At 33.1% G+C, this 22434-nt stretch carries 21 protein-coding genes; 2 read left to right on the top strand and 19 right to left on the bottom strand.

What is annotated here, in order from left to right:
- Positions 1-9: 9 nt before the first annotated feature.
- Positions 10-993, bottom strand: coding sequence for a Fe(3+) dicitrate ABC transporter substrate-binding protein (locus NST10_RS12615; protein WP_001214655.1), 984 nt, complete (start codon positions 991-993; stop codon positions 10-12).
- Between the two features lie 166 nt (positions 994-1159).
- Between NST10_RS12615 and NST10_RS12610 the strand changes: the two genes are divergently transcribed.
- On the top strand, positions 1160-1285 hold the full coding sequence (locus NST10_RS12610; RefSeq protein WP_001791577.1) for a hypothetical protein: 126 nt from the start codon (positions 1160-1162) through the stop codon (positions 1283-1285).
- Between the two features lie 100 nt (positions 1286-1385).
- On the opposite strand, the gene sfaC is transcribed toward NST10_RS12610, so the two are convergent.
- Genes sfaC through sfaA form a run of 3 tightly spaced genes read right to left on the bottom strand, consistent with a single transcriptional unit; the run spans position 1386 to position 5400 of the window.
- Entirely contained in the window at positions 1386-2456 is a 1071-nt protein-coding gene (sfaC, locus tag NST10_RS12605) for a staphyloferrin A biosynthesis protein SfaC (RefSeq protein ID WP_000951627.1), read from the bottom strand.
- 6 nt (positions 2457-2462) lie between these two features.
- Positions 2463-4220 (bottom strand): staphyloferrin A synthetase SfaB, encoded by a 1758-nt coding sequence (gene sfaB, locus NST10_RS12600; RefSeq protein ID WP_000262632.1) that lies wholly within the window; start codon positions 4218-4220, stop codon positions 2463-2465.
- Positions 4207-5400, bottom strand: coding sequence for a staphyloferrin A export MFS transporter (sfaA, locus tag NST10_RS12595; protein WP_000170411.1), 1194 nt, complete (start codon positions 5398-5400; stop codon positions 4207-4209). The genes sfaB and sfaA overlap by 14 nt, the downstream gene beginning before the upstream one ends.
- A gap of 101 nt (positions 5401-5501) precedes the next feature.
- Between sfaA and sfaD the strand changes: the two genes are divergently transcribed.
- Entirely contained in the window at positions 5502-7478 is a 1977-nt protein-coding gene (gene sfaD / locus NST10_RS12590; protein WP_001052574.1) for a D-ornithine--citrate ligase SfaD, read from the top strand.
- A gap of 160 nt (positions 7479-7638) precedes the next feature.
- On the opposite strand, the gene NST10_RS12585 is transcribed toward sfaD, so the two are convergent.
- The 15 genes from NST10_RS12585 to NST10_RS12515 all read right to left on the bottom strand — a co-directional run bounded on the left by NST10_RS12585 (position 7639) and on the right by NST10_RS12515 (position 22196).
- Positions 7639-8148, bottom strand: coding sequence for an Asp23/Gls24 family envelope stress response protein (locus NST10_RS12585; RefSeq protein ID WP_000215236.1), 510 nt, complete (start codon positions 8146-8148; stop codon positions 7639-7641).
- 62 nt (positions 8149-8210) lie between these two features.
- Positions 8211-8450: a DUF2273 domain-containing protein gene (locus NST10_RS12580; RefSeq protein WP_000002682.1), complete on the bottom strand. Its 240-nt coding sequence runs from the start codon at positions 8448-8450 to the stop codon at positions 8211-8213.
- Positions 8451-8462: 12 nt separating this feature from the next.
- A complete protein-coding gene (gene amaP, locus NST10_RS12575; protein WP_000825817.1) occupies positions 8463-8999 on the bottom strand; it encodes an alkaline shock response membrane anchor protein AmaP in 537 nt (178 codons plus the stop codon).
- A 174-nt stretch (positions 9000-9173) separates the two neighbouring features.
- Positions 9174-10736, bottom strand: a complete 1563-nt coding sequence (locus tag NST10_RS12570) for a BCCT family transporter (RefSeq protein ID WP_000792332.1) — start codon at positions 10734-10736, stop codon at positions 9174-9176.
- Between the two features lie 307 nt (positions 10737-11043).
- A complete protein-coding gene (locus NST10_RS12565; protein WP_000781946.1) occupies positions 11044-12051 on the bottom strand; it encodes a zinc-binding alcohol dehydrogenase family protein in 1008 nt (335 codons plus the stop codon).
- Between the two features lie 234 nt (positions 12052-12285).
- On the bottom strand, positions 12286-13287 hold the full coding sequence (locus NST10_RS12560; RefSeq protein WP_001180212.1) for an NADP-dependent oxidoreductase: 1002 nt from the start codon (positions 13285-13287) through the stop codon (positions 12286-12288).
- A gap of 282 nt (positions 13288-13569) precedes the next feature.
- A complete protein-coding gene (locus NST10_RS12555; protein ID WP_000719346.1) occupies positions 13570-14439 on the bottom strand; it encodes an alpha/beta hydrolase in 870 nt (289 codons plus the stop codon).
- A gap of 265 nt (positions 14440-14704) precedes the next feature.
- Positions 14705-16117: a 6-phospho-beta-galactosidase gene (lacG, locus tag NST10_RS12550; RefSeq protein ID WP_000169223.1), complete on the bottom strand. Its 1413-nt coding sequence runs from the start codon at positions 16115-16117 to the stop codon at positions 14705-14707.
- Positions 16118-16134: 17 nt separating this feature from the next.
- Entirely contained in the window at positions 16135-17847 is a 1713-nt protein-coding gene (locus tag NST10_RS12545; protein WP_000983330.1) for a lactose-specific PTS transporter subunit EIIC, read from the bottom strand.
- Between the two features lie 5 nt (positions 17848-17852).
- Positions 17853-18164 carry a PTS lactose/cellobiose transporter subunit IIA gene (locus NST10_RS12540; RefSeq protein WP_001078309.1) on the bottom strand — a complete coding sequence of 104 codons (312 nt, stop codon included), beginning with the start codon at positions 18162-18164 and terminating at the stop codon, positions 17853-17855.
- 21 nt (positions 18165-18185) lie between these two features.
- On the bottom strand, positions 18186-19166 hold the full coding sequence (gene lacD / locus NST10_RS12535; RefSeq protein WP_000047012.1) for a tagatose-bisphosphate aldolase: 981 nt from the start codon (positions 19164-19166) through the stop codon (positions 18186-18188).
- 3 nt (positions 19167-19169) lie between these two features.
- Positions 19170-20102 (bottom strand): tagatose-6-phosphate kinase, encoded by a 933-nt coding sequence (gene lacC / locus NST10_RS12530; RefSeq protein ID WP_000604142.1) that lies wholly within the window; start codon positions 20100-20102, stop codon positions 19170-19172.
- A gap of 12 nt (positions 20103-20114) precedes the next feature.
- Positions 20115-20630: a galactose-6-phosphate isomerase subunit LacB gene (gene lacB / locus NST10_RS12525; protein WP_000684746.1), complete on the bottom strand. Its 516-nt coding sequence runs from the start codon at positions 20628-20630 to the stop codon at positions 20115-20117.
- Between the two features lie 15 nt (positions 20631-20645).
- A complete protein-coding gene (gene lacA / locus NST10_RS12520) occupies positions 20646-21074 on the bottom strand; it encodes a galactose-6-phosphate isomerase subunit LacA (protein ID WP_000974608.1) in 429 nt (142 codons plus the stop codon).
- 366 nt (positions 21075-21440) lie between these two features.
- The gene (locus tag NST10_RS12515) at positions 21441-22196 is read right to left on the bottom strand and encodes a DeoR/GlpR family DNA-binding transcription regulator (protein ID WP_339210127.1); all 756 of its coding nucleotides are present in this window, start codon (positions 22194-22196) and stop codon (positions 21441-21443) included.
- Positions 22197-22434 lie beyond the last annotated feature (238 nt).

The raw sequence follows: 22434 nt of genomic DNA, 5'->3' as shown, positions 1-22434 counted from the left end.
ACTTCCACCTTACTTTTGTTCTTTTTTTGATAATTCAACAAGTTCTTTAGCCATTTCTTCAGAAGAAATTAAGCCACGAGATCTTGCCCAAACATCACGGTCAACAATATCAACACGATTATTTTTAACTGCATTCAATTTTTTCCATGTTGCATCTTCTTGTAACTTCTTGAATTCAGCAGAATCTTTTTTAGCATTATCTGTCATAATAATCATGCGTTCAGGATTTAAGTCAGCTAAATGTTCAGTATCTAATTGTAAGTAAGGTCCTTTCAAGTATTTACTTAAACCTTTTGTTACATCATCACTTAATGCATTTTTAAATCCAAGTTCGTTTAAAAATTGTCCAACATACGAATAGTTTGGATGTGCTAATAAACCAGCTTTCGCAACAACTGCTGGAAGCACTTTTTGATTTCTATCAAATTTAATTTCATCTTTATACTTATTGATTAATTTATCATGTTCAGCAAGACGTTTTTCGCCTTCTTTTTCTTTATCTAAAGCTTTCGCAATTGTCTTGAAAGCATCGATATTTTGCTTGTAGTCACCATCAAAACTCTTTAATGATAATGTTGGTGCAATTTTGTTTAATTCTTTATTAATACCTTTATGTCTACTGCTATCAGCGATAATTAAATCCGGTTTTAATTTACTAATTTCCTCTAAGTTTGGCTGTTTACGTGTACCTACAGAAGTATAATCCCGAATTTTTTCTCTAACTGGTTTAATGATACGTTTTTTCTTACCATCATCAGCAATACCAACTGGTTTAACGTCTAATGCTGCTAATGCATCTGCAAATGAGTACTCTAATACAACGATACGTTTTGCATCTTTAGGTACTTTTACTGTACCATTTTCATCTTTTACCGAAATAGTATCTTTAGTTGATGATTCTTTTTTACTTGAATTATCCGTATTACCACAAGCTGCAACTAAAAATAAGGCAACTATTAATCCCAATATACTAAAAGTTTTTAGACCTCTCATCGTTCCACTCCTTAATATGTATAACTTCATTTATTATTTTATTGATAACAATTATCATTGTCAAGTAGCGTTCAATCTTTTTATATTACTAAAATGTATGACTATATTTATTTCCTCTAATAATTATGACTACAATTAGCACATTTCCTTAGACAAAATACTGATAATGTATCATGGCTATATCATCTTTGAATTAATACAATTGACACCATTTAGCATGACCGTTATCTCTTTAATTCAGCTGATATTACCTATTGCAGTTTTATGTGACGAACTGTTGCACTTAATTTGATAAATCATTAAATACAAAAAATCTAAGTTGAACAATTATCATACAACCGTGCAAACGATATGTAGTATAACTTGTCAACTTAGACTTATTGATAAATATATTAATATTGGTTCACCATAGCAGGAGATTTCACATCAAAATTTTGAAGTAGCGTATCAATCTTTGAATCATCAATATATACCTTATGTAAATTTTTCATATACATCGAATGAGAAAGTGCTTCATAATTAAGTGAAAAACTAATATGATCTCCTACTTGATAGTGTCCTTGACCATTTAAATCAAGCATTAAATGATCACTCGAAGCGCCTAAAATATTGATATGCTGATCCATAGGTGAAATATTATCGACTTTTGTATCTAAATACCCAATATCTACAATAGCTTGTATGAATGATTCATGCGTTTGTGTATTAACTCGAGGTTTAATTTCTAAAATCTCAGCCTCCAATGTAATCGCATCTTGATATAACATAGCTATCGCTTGATTTGTAGTTGTATCAACACCTCTAAACAACGTTTCACCTATTCGCAATTCATTTATTTTACCCAAATCATTATATAAAAGTTGTGGTAACATGCTCGAATTACCACCTGAAATAATTTTCAATCGATATCCTATTTCTCTTTCAACAGCTGAGACGAATCGATTAATCATAAAGATATCATCATCACTTGGCGCATCAGATTTAAAACACATAAAATTGAATGCTAAACCAACAAAATGGATATTTTTCAAGTGAATAATCTCTTTAATATAATCTAAAACATCATAAGTCAGAACACCTTCACGGCCATCTTTCCAATCTACCATTAATAAAATCTTATGTTTTTTTCCTAAAACTTCTGCTACTTCATTTATATGATGTATGGTAGATAATTCTGTTTGGATACTCATATCAACTTTTTCTATCATATCTGAAATCTCTTTTTTGGCAGGCGTACGCAATAACGTATATGTTAAATCCTGATCTGCCATACTAATTATGTTATCCAATCTGGATTCTGCAACATGATTGATACCTAACGCTTTTAAGCTTTCTACAATTGTACGGTCACCAGCTATGCACTTAATTACTGGTGTGAATTGAATATTTTTACTTTGAAAAACTGTTTGAAGTACTTTGGCGTTATATTTAATCTTCGATATATTTATATTAACGTGTGCCATGTAGTACTACACCTCTTTTTTTATCGGATTATCTAACTCAATATTTAAATATTGCTTTACTTTATTTTCCATTCTCATATTTAACAACGCTTTGACAGTAATTGTCGGTCCAAACAAAATATCTTTTAACTCATTTGCATGTGGTAGTGTTGGGTTAATGGCATGCGCTACTACTTGCTGTACTATGTTAAATAATTCGGCTTCTTCAACACAATCATACTGATTAAAATGATGGATTAATTCTGCCATTTGATTTTGAATAACAGCATGTTGGAATTTTGCAATCACTGCATCTATAGAATCAGCTATTAAACTATCATTTGTAATTTTAATATCTGATACACGATGTTGTAATGTTTCTAAATCAATTCTAGAACCACCTAAATCTCTCACTAAAAATTGAATGTCAAAATGTGGCCCCAAGTTCACTACTGTATTTTGCATGTGTGCTTCTAATGCAATTCCATAATTTTGAATAAAAGCAATTAAAGGCGGGATTAATGCTTGAGAGTATCGTTCAATAAATGTCGTAATACTTTCTTTAGTAATTCCTTGATTTAACCACTCTAAGTAACTATCCACGATAACTTTTTGATCTATTGGATTTTTATTAACTAGACTTGCACTAACTACTGTTGCACCTTTTCCATCAATTTCAGGCTTTTGTCTTATAATACAAGCAAGCTGACGCGCCCTATCTTTATCAACATTTGCATATTCACCGAACGGTTCCATAGCAACTTTAAATCCTGGATATTGATTCAACATGTTTTGTAAAGCATAACTTAACTTTGGTCCATCTACAGTAGTCACAGTTGAGACTGTTCTAACGGCACTTGTTGCTTGTGCATCGACGGGCAACTTAACATGATATGGTTTATCAATTAAAGACATCGTCCTGAATGATAAAGTTGCTTTTGAAAGTATTGTAAACGGCGTTGGAATTAATATTTTTTTAGCAATCCATGCTTCAAAATATTTCCCTATCGTATGATCATATTGCCAAGGATGTACTAAAATCGCTCTATAGTCTTCACTTTTCAAACCTAAACTCTTCAAAAACACACGAATCTGATTGTAGTATTCGGGAATTATTTCATCAATAATAAATTGATCATTACCATCTATAGCTGTGCACACAACATGGTCTTTTTCAATCATCATAATTTGCAAAGGGATTTCTTTTTCAAACTCAGGTGCATATGCTCGTACTTCTTCCATAGTTAAGGGCAATTTCGTTTTGGTTAAAGGGTGTGTTGGATGCCCCTCTGGTACCAAACTCTCAGAATAAGTTAAATCATCTGTCTTATCACTATCTTTTACATGTTGTAACCATGAAAAAAAGTTAATATCTTGTGGTAATCTTGAAAATTTAAAACTTTGACTTATTAATGTTTGTCTGTGAGACATTTGCTTATATGTTTCAACTAAACTATCTCGACTGTGTATTAACTCTTCGCGTAGTCGCTCTGAAATAGGGATATCAAAGTCATGATTCAACACATCTAGTAGCCCTTCTAACGTCATGATTAGCGACGTTTCACCTTTATTTAAATAAGTAATATCACCTGTAAACTCATAGCGTTCTAATGCACTTTTTCTAACAACTTCAATAGTCAACACATGCATATGATACTGAATTTCAATTAAAGATTCTTTTTGTGAAATAAATGTTTGCTCGGGGTAAATACGTTCTTTAATAATGGCGTTAATTACACGATATTGAATATTTCTATCTGCCTTTGCCCATTCAAGATATACCATGATTACTTTCCTCCAACTTTAACTTCAACTTTCTATTTATAAAATAGAATACCATTGTAATGCATATAGTACTTATTCCCATTATTGAAAAAGTTCTAACAATGCCAAACACATCTGCACATATACTCATCAACAGACTTCCCAATGGAATCATACCTCTATCCATCATAATAATACTCAGTACTTTACCACGTTCATAATCTTTAACATTATTTTGAAAATAAACGCGATTTGTCGTACGTGCCCATTGACTAAATAACCCAATCAATGTAATACAAATGAACATGATGACAATATTGTGAAATACCACACCTAACAAAGCAATACCAAATAAAAATGAACTTAAATAATACATATTTACCATACCAATATATTTAAGTACTCTAGGTAAAACTAGCGTTGCAATAATACCACCAATGGCACACATCGTCATAGCGATACCAAATATTTCAGATTTCCCCGGAAATACTTTGTTTGTTAAAACTGGTAAAAGTGTCGTATATGAAAAACCTGTCGCCATAATCAATAATGATGTTATAAATATTTGTCGACCTTCCATATGTAATTTGAAGTAATCTATAATGACTTTTAACGGCATGTACCTTGTTGCATCTTCAGGTATTTTAGTTACTTTAAAATGTAATGGTAAGCATAATAAAACTGCGATAAAATAACAAATTGACTGTGCAAGAAATGTTGTTGGCGCATGATAGACTGCTAATATGACACCAGCAATGGCAGGCCCTATTGAACGACAAATATTAATGATGAATGAATGAAATGATACAGCTTGTGTAGTAGATATTTTATCTGATAAATCTGGTAAGATTGCTTGTCTTAAAGGTGTTTCAACTGCACTTAAAATCCCTCTTAATGTCGCATATATAATAATGACGCTAATTGGAATTGCAGTGAAACTATACGTAAGCACACATAAAATTGCAGTTACTAAAAATGATGATGAAATTGTAATTCTCAGCAATCGCCCTTTATCATATTTATCGGCAATTGCCCCTGCCCACACACTTAGTAATAATATTGGTACAAGTCTGCAAAAATTGACAATCCCCAGATAAACTGCGTTATGATAAGTGGTAAGTACAAACCAATTTAGCCCTATTTGTCCAATCCAATTACCTAGAAATAGTAGAAAAGAACTGCTAAAAAAATATTTTGTCATAAAACTTACACCCGCATTCTGTTGATAATAAGAATCATTATCATTAATATGGATTATACAAATCTATCTTGCTTTTGTAAAATATTTCATAGAGGTGAATTATGAACTTGAACTTAATTTTTAAAGAACAGACATTAAAATTTAACAAAGAAGAACAAGAAACATATTTATTTTTACAACAACATAATAGCGATTGGGCTAATATTTTTAAAGAGATGATTTTACAAGGAAGAGATAAAGTCACTCAGAGATTAGTCACATCAATGCATCGCGAAAACTTAGTTAAAGCGCGCACTCAAAGTAAGAAAATATTGAGTCGTGATTTGATTATGTTAGATATCTCAACGACTCATATACTAGAAATCCAGTTCCCACAAGCTAAGCAAACATTATATGCTCCTATCACTGGAGAACACGCCTTTGATCGAATTGATGTTGAAGGCCCTTTCTACATTAAAGATAACATTACAAATATGATTACACGAGTACACCATCCAAATGAAATTCTTGAGTGTATTTTAATTGAAGCACCAGATTTAAAAAATGCTGCTAGTGATCAATTTCAGCAAGATTTAATAAACAGTGCAACTAATATGACATTTGCGATGAGCTATCAAGCACTGTCAATGCAACATGATTCTACACCTTTATTTAATATTATCGAAAATAGCGAAGATAGTTACTTGCGTTCAGAGCAAGCCGTTATTGAAGGTCATCCGCTACATCCCGGGGCTAAATTACGTAAAGGTTTAAATGCATTACAAACATTCTTATATTCTTCAGAATTCAATCAGCCTATTAAGTTGAAAATAGTACTGATTCACAGTAAATTAAGCCGTACTATGTCACTGTCTAAAGATTATGATACAACTGTTCATCAACTATTTCCGGACTTAATTAAACAATTGGAAAATGAATTTACACCAAACTTTAACTTTAATGATTATCACATTATGATTGTACATCCATGGCAATTAGATGACGTATTACATTCTGATTATCAAGCAGAAGTAGATAAAGAATTAATCATTGAAGCAAAACATACGTTGGATTATTATGCCGGTTTATCTTTCAGAACATTAGTTCCTAAATACCCAGCTATGTCGCCACACATCAAATTGTCGACAAACGTTCATATTACAGGTGAAATTCGTACATTATCAGAACAAACGACGCACAATGGTCCACTAATGACACGTATTTTAAATGATATTTTGGAGAAAGATGTCATATTTAAGTCCTATGCATCAACAATTATTGATGAAGTTGCTGGTATTCATTTTTATAATGAGCAAGACGAAGCAGACTATCAAACTGAACGAAGTGAACAATTAGGTACATTATTTAGAAAAAACATATACCAAATGATTCCACAAGAAGTCACACCAATGATTCCTTCAAGCTTAGTTGCAACCTACCCATTTAACAATGAATCACCTATCGTGACATTGATTAAACGTTATCAATCAGCTGCATCATTGTCTGATTTTGAATCATCGGCGAAATCGTGGATTGAAACTTACAGTAAAGCATTGCTTGGTCTCGTAATCCCACTAGTTACTAAATATGGCATTGCATTAGAGGCTCACTTGCAAAATGCTATTGCAACATTTCGGAAAGATGGTCTATTGGACACGATGTATATTAGAGACTTTGAAGGTTTAAGAATTGATAAAGCACAACTAAATGAAATGGGATACAGTACATCTCATTTCCATGAAAAATCAAGAATTCTTACTGATTCAAAAACGTCTGTGTTTAACAAAGCCTTTTATTCTACCGTTCAAAACCATTTAGGCGAATTAATTCTTACAATCTCTAAAGCATCGAATGATTCAAACTTAGAAAGACATATGTGGTATATCGTTCGTGATGTACTAGATAACATCTTTGATCAACTTGTACATTCGACACACAAATCTAATCAAGTAAATGAGAATCGTATAAATGAAATTAAAGATACCATGTTCGCGCCATTTATAGATTATAAGTGTGTTACAACAATGCGGCTTGAAGATGAAGCACATCATTATACTTATATTAAAGTTAACAACCCTTTGTATCGAGAAAATAATTAAAATTATAGAATTTCATTAATCGTGAGCTCAAGGATTACATTAACTTATTAAATACAATCTATACAAATAAGAGAATAATACATTTTCCATATTCAAATTATTAAAAATCACAAAAAAGCTCGGCACTAAAATGGTGTGCCGAGCTTTTTTATCGAATAACTTATTGTAAACCTTGTCTTTCTTGGTTATTGTTTTCATTATTTTTTTCGTGTTTTTGTTTCCACTCTTTTTGAGTCATTACATCGTCAACTTGCATGTTAACTTCAACTACATCTAAACCAGTAATATATTTAACTTGTTCTTTAACTAATTCAGTTACTTTACGGAAGATTTTAGGTGCTGATTCACCATATTCTAAAATTACTTTTAAGTCTACAGCAGCTTGTTTTTCACCAACTTCAACAGATACACCTTGTGTAACGTTGTTGCCACTTGAGAATGCATTAGTGAATGTATCAGTTAAGCCACCTTTCATGTCTAAGATACCTTTAACTTCACGTGCAGCGATACCAGCAATTTTTTCAACAACTTCATCAGAGAAAGTTAATTTGTTTTTGAATTGAGGCTCTTGATTTTGTTCTTGTTGTTTTTGACGCTCTTCTCTTTCTTTTTCGTTAACACCAGTTTGATTGTCGTATGCTTGTTTTGCTTTATTGTTATCTACAGTCATAATAGATTCTCCTTTTACTTGTTATTTTTTATATTTTTTTAATTAAATTCTAAATTGATGAATTAACTCCATCGATTTAAAAAATTCATAAAATCTTGCTTACGGTCTTTCATATACCCAATACCTACACCAATTAAACATAAAACGATGATAAGTATTGTTTTCCAAAAACCTAACGTTAAGAATAATATCGCGATTAATAGAAACGCTAAGAAACCAACGATTCTCCATTTAAATACTTTTAAAAAATTAATCACTTGTTGTGTAGAGTCTTGTCCGTTTTGGTTATGATTGTTAGCCATGATATACCTCCCTTACAACACTCGTGGACCAGAAGTTTTCTGATCTCTCACATTTACTTCTAACTTACGTACTGGCATTTCTGTAAAATGTTCTACATTCTTTTTAATATCCGCACGAATTGCTTCAGTTAAAGATTGTACCTGAACATTATTCGGTACGAAAAAGTCAGTTTTAATGTCGATATAAGATTTATTTTTTTTGTTATATAGTTTTGCAACTACATTCGGTTGTCTTACTTGGTCATATTTTGCAACTGTATCAAATGCAGTTTTTTCAACAGCTTTACGAGATACGTAAACATGACCATCATCGAAGTCTTTGTATAATCCAGGTTTTCGATGCGTAGGTTTGAAGATACTAAATACTAATATAAGACCTATTAATATCAATAGTGCAGCAAGTGAAATAAGTAATGGTTGGAACCATTCAAATTGAAGGAAGTAGTCTTGATATTCAGTTATACGTCCATCTTGGATATACATGAATAACAGGAACCCCACGATTACTACTATTAATAAGCCAAGGATAAAGTTTTTAAGTCGTTTCACCCCTAACGACACCTCCTTAGTTAAAGTTAATTTAAAAACATATTAAATATGTACCCATCAGATTTTTTCTTAAACATAATAAATTAATAACTTTAAATTTATTTTTAATATATAAGATGAAGTACCATTTAGTAATATATTCCCTAGTTTTTGTAAATAAAACCTCTTTGTTAATTAATTTTCGTCAATATGTTTTGAAGAACGATATTCTAATACGTCTGGATCACGATGTTTAATTAAAACCTTATTACTATTTCTAGGTTTTTCTTCACTTAAAGATTTTAAAAGCGACCATATCATCGCAATAATGACCACGGAAAATGGCAACGCTGCGATGATTAATAAATTTTGTATCGCTTGCGTACCACCTGTGTAAATCATAATAATTGCAAATAATGCCATAATGATACCCCAACTCACTTTGACAAATGACTTTGGATTAATATCACCACTTGAACTCAACATCCCTAAAACATAAGTTGCCGAGTCCGCTGATGTAACAAAGAAAATCATAATAACAAGTAAAGTAATTAAGCTTAATACAAAACCTAGTGGGTAATGTTGTAGCGTTGCAAAAGTTGCTGTTTCTGTCGCAGCTTTAGCAATTTCGGCAATATGATTATCTTGTAAGTAAATTGCTGACGCGCCGAATACCGCAAAGAATATAAAGCAAACTAACGCCGGGACAAAAAGTACACCTAGAATAAATTCTTTAATCGTACGTCCTTTTGACACACGTGCAATAAATATACCTACAAATGGTGCCCAAGATATCCACCATGCCCAGTAAAAGATTGTCCAATTTTGTAACCATTGGAATTTTTGACCGCCAGACGGAATGCGTAAACTCATACTAAAGAAATTTGCAATATAATTACCTAGACCATTCGTAAATGTATTTAAAATGTAAAGCGTTGGCCCAACAATAAAAAGACCAAGAAGTACTACAAAAGCAAGTAACATGTTGATATTACTCAACGTTTTGATACCTTTATCGATACCTGACCATGCTGACCAAGTAAATAATATAGTTGCAATGACAATCAAGATTACTTGCATCGTGAAGTTACTCGGTACATTAAATAAAAAATGTAAACCTTCGTTTATTTGCAATGCACCGAAACCTAATGTTGCAGCAACGCCTGTTACTGTAGCTATGACTGCCAATACATCAATGGCACCACCTAAAGGGCCACGCATTGCTTTTTCACCTAATAAAGGCGTCAATGTAGCGCTGACTAAGCCAGGATATCCTTTATGAAAGCTAAAATATGCAAACACAAGCGCGACAATACCATAGACTGCCCATGCATGAATCCCCCAATGGAAAAATGAAAACTGCATTGCATCATTAATAGCGGATTGCGTGCCAGCTTTATGAATAGGCGTTAATTTGAAGGCGTGACTGATTGGTTCTGCCGTTGTCCAGAACACAAGTCCTATACCCATACCAGCACTAAATAACATAGCAAACCAAGATGGCAATGAAAATTCTGGGTCTTCACCTTCTTCACCTAATGTAATTGATGCGTATCTTGAAAATAATATATACACACAGACAAATAAAATAACTAAAACGAGCAATAAATAATACCAAGAAAAATGTAGCGCAATAAATGAAGTAATGTTTTGCGTGAGTTTTTCTAACTGTTTCGGAAATATTGCACCAAAAGCAACAAATATCGTACAAATCACTAACGATACCCAAAACACTAGACTTACTGATTTATTTTTCATAAATACAAACCCTTTCTGTGTAATGGTAAGTTCATACCCACAACTGCAACATTTTAATCATTTGTAATTTTATATAGACACAATTAATAATGCTTCATCTTTTAAAAATGATATATAAAATACTCTCAAATTATTTATCATTGAACAACAAAGTATTTTATTGTATTTAAGTAATGCCTTTCTAATGCATTATTGAATTGATACCTGCAAAGTTGCCATATTTCACTTTAGAATCAATAGTCGCTAAACACAAAAAATAAGTCGCCCTATACAGTATTTTCTGCATAAGGCGACTTTACTTACTAATCTATATATTAATTACTAATTTCCCAATCATTGACTGTTTTTCCAACAATAGATGTGCTTGATATAAGTTTTCAGGTGATAAACCTTCAAAAACTTGTGTCGTTGTTGGTTGGTAATGTCCTGATTCTATATTTTTCGTAATATCTTCTAAATACTCATGTTGTTTAATCATATCAGGCGTTCGATGAATTGGACGCGCAAACATAAATTCATGTGTAAATGTTATACTTTTTAATTTTAATGCATTTAAATCTTGATCTTCATTAAAAGCTACGATAGTTGTAATATGCCCTAATGGTTTTATCAGTTCAATCATAGTATTGTAATACAAGTCTGTATTATAGGTGCAAAATATATAATCTACTAATGGAATTTCTTTTTCTTTAAATTGACGCACTAAATCCTCTTTATGATTCAATACGATATCTGCGCCCATCTTTTCACACCACTCTGTTGTTTCTTGTCGTGATGCTGTTGTAATGACAGTTAAACCATACCGTTTAGCAATTTGAGTGGCAATACTTCCTACACCCCCAGCGCCATTAATGATTAACACGGATTTACCTATATTTTCAGAAGGATTATGTGAAATTTTAAATGTATCAAAAAACGTTTCATATGCCGTAATACCAGTTAGCGGTAGACTAACCGCTTCATTAGCGCTTATGTTGTGTGGCGCTTTTGCAACTATAGCTTCTGAAACCAATTGATATGTCGCATTTGATCCTTGTCTATTTGGCGATCCAGCATAAAATACAACGTCACCCGGACTAAATAATGTAACGTTTGGTCCGATAGCTTCAACAGTACCAATAGCATCAAACCCAAGTACACGAGGTGCTTGAGTGACTTCCATTTGTCGTTGTTTTGTATCTACAGGATTTACACTAATGCTATTTACTTTGACTAAGATATCATCGTTTTCTGGCGTTGGCTTTCTTTGTTCGTATACTTTAAATAAATTTCCTTCTTCCAATTTAAAGGGCTTTTCAAATCCTATCATTTTCATATCGTTTCACCTCATTTATGAACTTATTTCTTATTATACAAAATAGAAGCCATGTGTGCTTATGTCGCAGCATCATGACTCCTTTTTCATTTGAATATATAAATAATTACAGACGACTTTCGTATTACATTTTAGACTTATTTCTACCATGTTACTGAACAAATTTGCTTTAGATAAGAAAGTTATTAAATTTTGGTCAATTAACAAAGTTGATTTGTAAAAATGTATACTTTATTATTCCGTAACTTTAATAACTTGTTTACCAAAGTTATCGCCCGTAAATAAATTTTTAAATGCACGTGGCGCATTTTCAAAACCATCTTCAATGGTTACTTGTGACTGAATTTTACCTTCTTGAACCCATGTTGCGAGCTGTTCACTAGCTTCTTTAAAAGCATTAGCAAATTCACTTACTAAGAAGCCTCTCATCATTACTTGCTTCTTAATAAGCGTACCTTGAATACGTGGTCCGATATCTGCTTCAGGATGATTATATGACGAAATTGCGCCACATACTGGTACACGTGCAAAACGATTTAAATGCTTAAATACTTCATCGCCAACTGTACCACCAACATTTTCAAAATAAACATCAATACCATCTGGTACTGCTTGTGCTAACGATTCTGCAAAATCCTCTTTCTTATAATCAATACCAGCGTCAAAGCCCAGTGTCTCTGTTAAATAATTTACTTTTTTGTCGCCACCCGCAATACCTACAACACGGCAACCTTTAATCTTAGCAATTTGACCTACAACTGAACCTACAGCGCCAGATGCAGCTGAAACCACAACAGTATCACCGTCTTTAGGTTGTCCAATATCAAGCAGACCATGATATGCCGTTTGTCCTGGCATTCCTAAGACACTTAAATATAAATCAAGTGGTACATCTGTCGTTGGAACTTTAGTAATTTGATCCGCTTGGACATGATTAATGATTCGCCAAGGCAACATACCTACAACGACATCTCCTTTTTTATAATCTGCGAGTGTCGAATCAATTACTTTTGCAACGACATGGCTAACAATCGGTTTACCAATTTCAAAAGGCTGTACATACGAATCTGCCTTAGTCATACGTCCTCTCATATATGGATCCACTGAAATATACAGCGTTTGTACAAGTACACCATCGCTCTCAAGTTTAGGCGTGTCAATGTCTTCAATTTTGAATGTATCCTCTTGAGGCATGCCTTCTGGTATTTTGTTAAAAAGAATTTGTTTATTTTGCATCATTAATCACCTTTCTTTATTTGAAACTTTTACTTACTTGTTACTTAAGCGTTAAGTTTGAATTGTGTCTTCGTGATGTCTGTATGCAAATACATTCTTAGTTGTTATATTTGGACTTAAGCACTGATTCATTCATGTAACTTCAACCACATTATATTTGCTATAATCATAAATTTAAAATGTTACGACTTAGACATTTTATGGAAACTCTCAAACAATAGATAATTTTTGAAAAACTCTAATATTACAAGCTTTTTTGCCCCCGAAAAACTAGCAGTTGCTTTATTTTTTCCATAAGAAGTCGATCAACTCATTAGCAACATTTTCATTCTCATGAAGCTGACTATGCTGTGCAGACTCACCTTCATATTTAGATTCTCGATAACTTTTCGGACTATTTCCCAGTAAATATTTTAATGATTTCGAAGAACTATTAGACACTCTGCCGTCTGAATGTGTACCATCTTTCAAATCTCCATAAATATTTAGCACTTCGATACCTTTACCTTTATAAATATCTTTTAGCACGCGTAATTGCTGATAAGGTTGATTCATTCGACTTGGTTTACCATCTTTATCAACTGTAATTTCATTGACATCTTCATTCATATTTAAAACGCCATTAAATGTCCCAGCAATATTCACTTGTTTGTTTAACTGTGGCAGTGACTTGTCGTTACCATATGTCATCATATATTGTGCAAATGTTAAGTTCCCCATTGAGTGACCGACAAAGTTGAATTTATCGAAATTGTATTCAGATTGTAACTTAGTCAGTACATTTTTAAACCACGCAGCATTCTTATCCAAATAGCCTTGTCTGTTATTTTCAAGTTCAATTTTCACAATAGGATTCACTGCATCTTTACTTAGTTTCCCTTTAAATGTCACTGCACCATCCTTTGAAACGTAAGCAGTGATGATATCTTTAGTTACCCCTCTTTTTTCTGCTTGCTTCACCATAAATTTTTCAGAGTTGGCACTACCACCAAATCCATGTAAAAACAATGTCGGAATTGGCTTTTTAACAAATTGCTGTTGTTGTATTTTAAATGTTTGTGCCTGTCGTTGACTAAACACAACCGTAATAATAGTGCCTATAATAATAGCGACCGCTAACAATGTCGTACTAATTACAAAAATTTTCTTCACACTTTTAACTCCCATTCATGTCTTTTATTTAAGTATAAAGGATGTGATTAAAAATGTCCTTTAGTTGATTTTGAATACATCATTAACTTTAAAGATGACTTTGGAAAATTGTCCGTTAACGTTTGTTAATTGATTGCTTATTTAACTTTCAATCGTGTGTCTCCCATTGATTAATATAAAAATATGTATATGCATGTTTAATTTTTCTCTTTTTATAAATAAAGACCTACCAGTACACGACTGATAGGCCTTTTAATATCTTTTATTATTTAATTTCTTTTGTTTCGGCTAACTCTTTGTACCAATAAGCACTTTTCTTAGGATAGCGTTCTTGAGTCTCAAAATCGACATAGAATAAACCATATCGTTTTTCATAACCATTTGACCAAGAGAACACATCCATTAATGACCAAATAAAGTAACCTTTAACATTTGCACCATCTTTAATAGCATCTGCAATAACGTTTAAATGTTGTCTTACATAATCAATACGTGCATCATCATGAACTGTTTTTTCAGATTCAATAAATTCATCTTTATATCCTAAACCATTTTCAGTGATATAAATCTTATGATAGTTAGGATAATCTTTAACAACACGCATGATTTGATCATATAAACCTTGAGGATAGATCATCCAGTCCCAGTCTGTGCGAGGTACGTCGACATCAAATTCACGTTGACCGACACCTTTAAGTTGGTATTTAGAACCGCCTTTATCACCTGTCGCATTATGCGTAATTTCAGATTCTCCATCATAACCTCTCATCCAATCACTCATGTAGTAATTGATACCTAAGAAGTCGTTTAAATCTTTGGCTGCATCTAAAATGGCATAATCTTCATCTGTAATGTTTAATTTACCGCCATTAACAGATAAGATATGTTGCACACCTTCCATCGTTTCACGAGAATACTCACCTAAATATGTTGCATCTAAGATGAATTTGTTATGGATGATATCTTCTAATTCTGCTGCACGAACATCTTCAGGATTTGATGGATCGAACGGATATTTTGTTGGCAATGCGTGTACAACACCAATTTCTCCTTGATAGCCGCCATCTTTAAATAATTTTACTGCTCTTGCATGAGCAACCATCATATTATGATGAGATTGGAAAACTTTTTCAAAATCATATTTAATACCTGGAGGGAATTTACCTACTAAATATTGGCCATCACCAATTGGTCCAATTTCATTGAATGTAGTCCAATATTTTACTTCTGGGAATTCTTTAAAACAATATTCAGCATAATCTACAAAGTAGTCAATCGTTTTACGATTTAGAAAATCGCCATCTTTGTGTAACACTTCTGGTGTATCAAAATGATGCAATGTTACAAATGGTTCAACATGACGTTTATGACACTCCGCAAATAACTTATGGTAATACTCAACACCTTTAGGGTTAACTTCGCCATATCCATTTGGGAAGATACGAGACCATGCAATTGAAATACGGATACCATTAACACCGAATTTTTCACTTAATTCTAAATCCACTGGATATCTGTTATAAAAATCACTCGCTGGTTCTGCAGTGTACCAATAGTTTTCTTCTAAATACGTATCCCATGCTACGCGACCTTTACCATCCGTATTTGTCGCACCTTCTGCTTGATATGCTGCTGTTGCTCCACCAAAAATAAAATCTTCAGGTAATGTTTTAGTCATATGAAAAACTCCTATTCTTAATTTTCAAATTGTTGTTGAACGAAATCAAGGGCTGCTTGGCCATCTCGTGTCAATTTGATATATTCAGCACCTTGAGTCTTCGCTAATTTAATACCTAATCTATCTGTATCTTGCTTAATATCTTCATAGTTAGACGCAACTTGTGGCGCTAAAATGATTAATTGGTACTCTTTCATAATGTCCATATGTGCGCCATATCCGCCAGCTGCCGCTTTCACTGGCACATGATATTCTTCAGCTGCTTTATTAAGTGCGTTGGCTAATAATCCACTTGTACCACCACCGGCACAAAGTACTAAGACATTTGTTTGTTCTGTGATATTTGAAGCTTTAGCTGCATCGTCTGATACACCACTTGCCGCTAAAATTGAATCAGCTTTTTTCGTATCAAAGTTTGCTGCAACTTTTTCTTTTAAATCTGAATTACTTTCTTTACGTCCTTCTTCTTCATCAAGAATTTCACTATCATAAACTTTTAGGAATGGGTAGTAAATAATAATATCTACAACAATTAAAGTAATCGCTAGTACGAATGACCATAAACCAAATCCAGTACCCATGATGATGCCGAGTGGACCTGGTGTTGTCCATGGTAAGTTCACACTAAAACTGTTCATTCCTAACACTTCAACGAAAAGTTTAAATATCCATACGTTCACAATTGGCGCTAATACAAATGGAATAAAGAACACAGGATTCAATACTAGTGGTGCCCCGAATAAAATCGGCTCGTTTACACCAAAGAATGTTGGTACAACAGATGCACGTCCAATCGCTTTGTTTCGTTTAGATTTCGTCATCCACATAAACATAAATGGCACGACCAATGTTGCACCCGTACCACCAAATGTAACGATAAACATTTGTGTACCTGATGTAATAATTTTATCTGCGTGTTCACCAGCTTGAAGCAACTTGAAGTTCGCTTCGATATTCGCATATGTAATGGCTGCAATTGCTGGTTCTACTATTGATGGACCATGAATTCCTACAAACCAGAATAATGCAAAGGCACCAAAGATAATTGTGACACCTATCCATCCATCTGCTGCTGTAAATAATGGTTCGAATAATTTTAAAATACCTTCCGCTACATTTGATTTAAAGCTGTTGCGAATGACTAAATCTAGTGCATAAAGAATGATGATTACCGCTGAAAATGGAATTAAGTCCTTAAATACTTGTGAAATATTCGGCGGTACTTCTTTCGGCATTTTAATTGTAATATTGCGCTTCACACAGAAGTTATAAACAATAACAGTTACAAATGCTGATAAGAATGCTGTTAATAAACCTTTAGTTCCCATAAACGCACTTAAGAATCCACCATCTTTGGCTGGATCAGAAGCTAAGAACAAGAATCCACACATCGCTGCTAGCATTGTAGAAATAAAGTTAATTTGATTTGTACTTTCTAGCTTACGGTTAAATGAATCTGTTAAAGATTTCGCTGTCGTTCCTGCTACTAAAAATGCTACAAGCCCCATCGTATAGTTATATGGTTTCATTAAAATGGCTTCCATGCCTTTATCCCATTTAAAACCAAATATATTTGGCACGTATGCAATTAATAGAAAGATACTTGAGAATAAGATGACAGGCATTGCAGAAATAAATCCATCACGGATGGCTCTTAAATATATGTTACGTGATAATTTCTCGAAAAATGGCTTCCCTTTTTCAATTTGTGCGATCAATTTTTGCATCATTGTCATCACCCTCTTTTATAAAATTCTAATAAATGCTTCATTAAATCTTTCAGTAAAATTGTTGTCATTAAATGGTCTTGACCATGCATCATCGTCACACTGTATGCAATATCATCACCTTGCGCTTCTTTAGCTAATAAGCTTGTTTGTGCTCTATGCGCTTCAGCAATGCAATTGTTTCCTTCTTCAATCAGTGCATCTGCTTTTGCAAAATCTCCAGCTTGAGCTGCTGTTAATGCTTCTAAAAACTTAGAACGTGCATCCCCTGCAAATGCAACAATTTCAAAACCTAATAATTGGACTTCTTCTCTATTCATAGCATTAATCCCCTTTTATACTTATTTTCTTTGTTTCCAAGATGTCGCAGTATCTTTTAATACTTTATTTAAGTCATCAATATTTTTGAAACCAGTTGTACGTAACCATTCACGAGCAGCATCTTCACCTTGTTCAATGTATACTTGAACAGCACCAGACCATGTAGCACGGCCACAAAGTACACCGTTGAATTTAGCACCAGCTTCGTGAGCAAATTTTAAAGTTTCTTGGAATAATTCCGCAGAAACACCAGCACTTAAGTAAATGTATGGTAAATGAGTTGATGCATCTTGATCTTTAAAGTGTTGTGCCGCTTCCTCTTTTGTATAAACCACTTCACCTTCAGCAAAGCCTTCTACATACTTCATGTTTACTGGTACTTCAACTTTCAATACATCAACGTTAAAGCGTGGTTCTGAGAACAATTTCATTGCTTCGTTAACCTTTCTAGGCTTAACTTTTGCAAATTCAACACTACCGTTATCAGGAATGTTGTCATCGTATGTTAATACTTCTAAAAAGAATGGAATATCTTCTGCAACACATTCTGAACCGATTCTTTCAATATATGCTTTCTTTTGAATGTTAATTTCTTCAGCATCATCAACATCATAGTAAAGTAAGAATTTAACAGCATTTGCACCTTGTTCTTTTAAACGTTTTGCAGACCACTCTACTAAACAGTCAGGTAAACGACCTTTAGCGTTTACGTCATATCCAGTTTTTTCATAAGCAAGTAATAATCCACAATCTTTGTTACGTGCATCAGAAGCTGGTAAACCGTATTCAGGATCTAATAAAATTGAAGATGCATATTGCGTTAATTCTTCCGCAACTAATACTTTTAATTGTTCAATTTGAGCTACAGTTGGTTCTTCAGTTTGATGTTTTGCCATCATGCGTTTTAAAGCACCACGTTGGTCAAATGCTAATGCAGAAATGATACCTTCGTTATTACTTAATTGTTCAATTGATGCGATTTTTTGATTCGATTTTGACATTTTTTACACCTCTAAAACTTCAATTTGATTGAATAAATCATCATAATTATTTAAATTGACATAACCTGTTTGTGCTTCTTGCGCATTCAGCATGCCTAAAGTATTGGCTTTTTTTAGTAAATCGTGGTCGTTTTCATGATTAAGAATTGCTGAAGTAATTCCAGCAACTGTAGAATCACCTGAACCAACCGGATTTAATACGCTTATTTTCGGAATATTCACTCTATAGAATGTGTGATTGTGCTTAGCGAACGCACCTTGTGCACCTAAAGACACAATAATCCACTCAATTCCTTCGAATAAGGGTTGTGAAACTGCTTGTTTCAAACTTTCTAAACTTTCATCAAGTGGCTGGTTAAGCAACTGATATAATTCAGAAATGTTTGGTTTAATGACTGTTGGTTTGTATGGATTTTCCAATACTGTTTGTAAAGTTGCACCCGAGCAGTCTAATATCACAGGCACACCTTTGTTTTGGCATCGTTCAATGATTTGTGCATAATAATCTTGATTTAATCCTTTTGGTAAGCTACCTGAAATAGCAACTGCTTCAACTTTTTCTAGTAATTGCTCAAAATGTTTAATAAATCCTGCAGCCTCTTGATTATCAATCTCCGGTCCCTGCTCTAAAATTTCTGTTTGTTGTCCTTCATGTAAAATTGCAATGCAGTTTCGTGTTTCACCCTTAATGTTATAAAATGCATGCTTGATGCCGGCATGATCTAATTTTTTAGCAATAAATTGACCTAATTCACCGCCAATAAAACCACTCGCAAGGACTGGCTCACCTACTTGCGCAAGTACTCTTGTTACATTTAAACCTTTACCACCAGCTGTTTTACTTACTTCTTGAACACGATTAACATCATCTAATTTCAATGCTGTTAATGGGTATGAAATATCAACGGATGGATTTAATGTTAAAGTTAAAATCATATGTGTCGTCCCTTAATCGTGGTATTCGCCTCTGTCCCATTTTTCTAAGAATTCATCAAAGAAATGTGGATCAGCTTGATCTGCATTGCTTGTTTCTAAATGTTTAATTTTAGCGATTAATTTTTTGTTCTCTTCAGTTGGTTTATATTCAGCATTAATAAATGCATCGATAATATCGCACATTAATAACTCACCAATAATACGTCCACCAAAGCCAATAACGTTCGCATTTAATTCTTCTTTAGCATATAGCGCTGATGTCATATCACGTACTAGTGCTGAACGAACGCCAGGTACTTTATTTACAGCATTGTTAATACCAACACCTGTTCCACAAATGCAAACACCTAAGTCTGCATTACCGCTAACAACTTGTTCTCCAACTTTTTTACCAAAAATTGGATAATGTGTTCTTGTGAAATCGTATGTTCCTACGTCAATGACTTCATGTCCTTTTGATTTTAAAAATTCAGATACACGCATTTTTGTATCTGTAACAATATGGTCGCATCCTAATGCAATCTTCATAGTAATTTTTCCTCCTTAGCACATTTTATTAAGCATATCTACGCGGATTTGGTGTCTACCACCATCGTATTTACCTTCAACAAAACCTTTAACGACATTTTTCGCTAATGTGTCTCCAACAATTTCAGATCCCATAGTGATCATTCTTGAATTGTTATGGCCTCTAGTCATATATCCAGAGCGTTCATCTGATACTTCAGCAGCAATCATGCCTTTGATTTTTGTAGCAACCATAAAGCTACCTGCACCAAATGCATCGATAACAATACCTAAGTTACCTTCTTGACTTTGAACATCTTTTGCTACAGCCAAAGTTGCATCAACAAAGTCAACTTCCTGTCCTTCTGTTACGTCAACAACGTCATATTTATTGTCTAATAAGTATGATTTGATGACTTCTTTTAATCGTTTGCCAGCTTCATCTGAACCAATAATAATCGCCATAATAAGACTCCTTTTTACTTTAATTTTGAAATACCTTTCTTAAAATATGACATATTTATTTGTAGGTTATGAAAATCTTGAGAAAAGGCTTTCAATTTGATTACGTTTAAATTATAAACATAAACAAACAATAAATCAACATAATATGTTTATAATCTGTTTGTTTATGACATATTTTCAAACAATAAGTGAACATTCTTATTGTGGTGTTGTTTTAATTAGGTATTCGTCTGAAATTGTAGTAAAAATTTGTCGGGGTTCCCGTTTACATAAATTTGCAAAAAAATAGCCCATAAATGAATGCAAATTCACATTCACTTATGAGCATATAGACACATATTTTAACAATGCAGTTATATTTTTAATTTAGTCGACTACTTCAATATATGTTTTAATCGTTTCTACTTTTTCTTCATCTTCATAGTCCATGACCACTGCAGTCAATTCGTTTAACTGACAAAATGATGTAAAATCTTCTTTCCCAACTTTCGTATGATCAATTAGCAAGTATTTTTCAATTGAATTACTTAGTGCCAATTGTTGCGTATAAGCTTCATCTAATGTAGATGTCATCACAGCACCTTTATTTACTGCGTTACTACTAAAGAACATCTTGCTAAATCTTAGTTTTTCTAACATGGCATTCGCCATTTCACCTACAAATGCTTCTGTAATATGGCGCATTTCACCACCAATTAAATAGACACGAAAATGTGCTGTTTGTTTTTCCAACAAAATTTTATACACCGGCAAACAATTCGTAATAATTGTGAGCGTATGATGATTGACTTCTTCTGCTAATAGTTCCACTGTTGTTCCTGGTCCGAAAAACAAAGTATCCTCATCTTCAATTAATGATGCAGCTTTTCTAGCTATAAATCGTTTTTCTGCAATTTGACGGGTATGTTTTTCTTTATGCGATATTTCTTTATACTGAAATGTTGAATTACTGCGTGCACCACCATGAATCTTCGTTAAAATCCCTTTATTTTCCAATTCAATTAAATCTCTTCGAACTGTCATATCAGACACATTTAAACCTTCGACGATTTCATTCGTTCTTATCGTGCCCTTTTTATTCACTAGTTTAGCAATTTCGTCCAAACGTTCATGTTTATTCAATGTAAAATTGCCTCCTTTATTTAGTCGATGGGTCATTATCCTTTATGTTTAGACATCAATTTTAATATACATGCTTATTCTATAATAAAAATTGCGTAAAAACTAATATAATTTAACTGTTCGATTATATGTATAATTCATTTTTAAAAAGAACTGTTTAAACTGCGCTTTTGATAATCGTAAAATGAATATACTATAATAAAAGCAAAAGACGTTATAAATCATTCATTATTTTGAT

This window comes from Staphylococcus sp. FSL W8-0305, from assembly GCF_037966415.1.
GTDB classification, from domain to species: Bacteria; Bacillota; Bacilli; order Staphylococcales; family Staphylococcaceae; genus Staphylococcus; species Staphylococcus aureus.
This window is presented reverse-complemented; position numbering and strand designations above follow the sequence as displayed.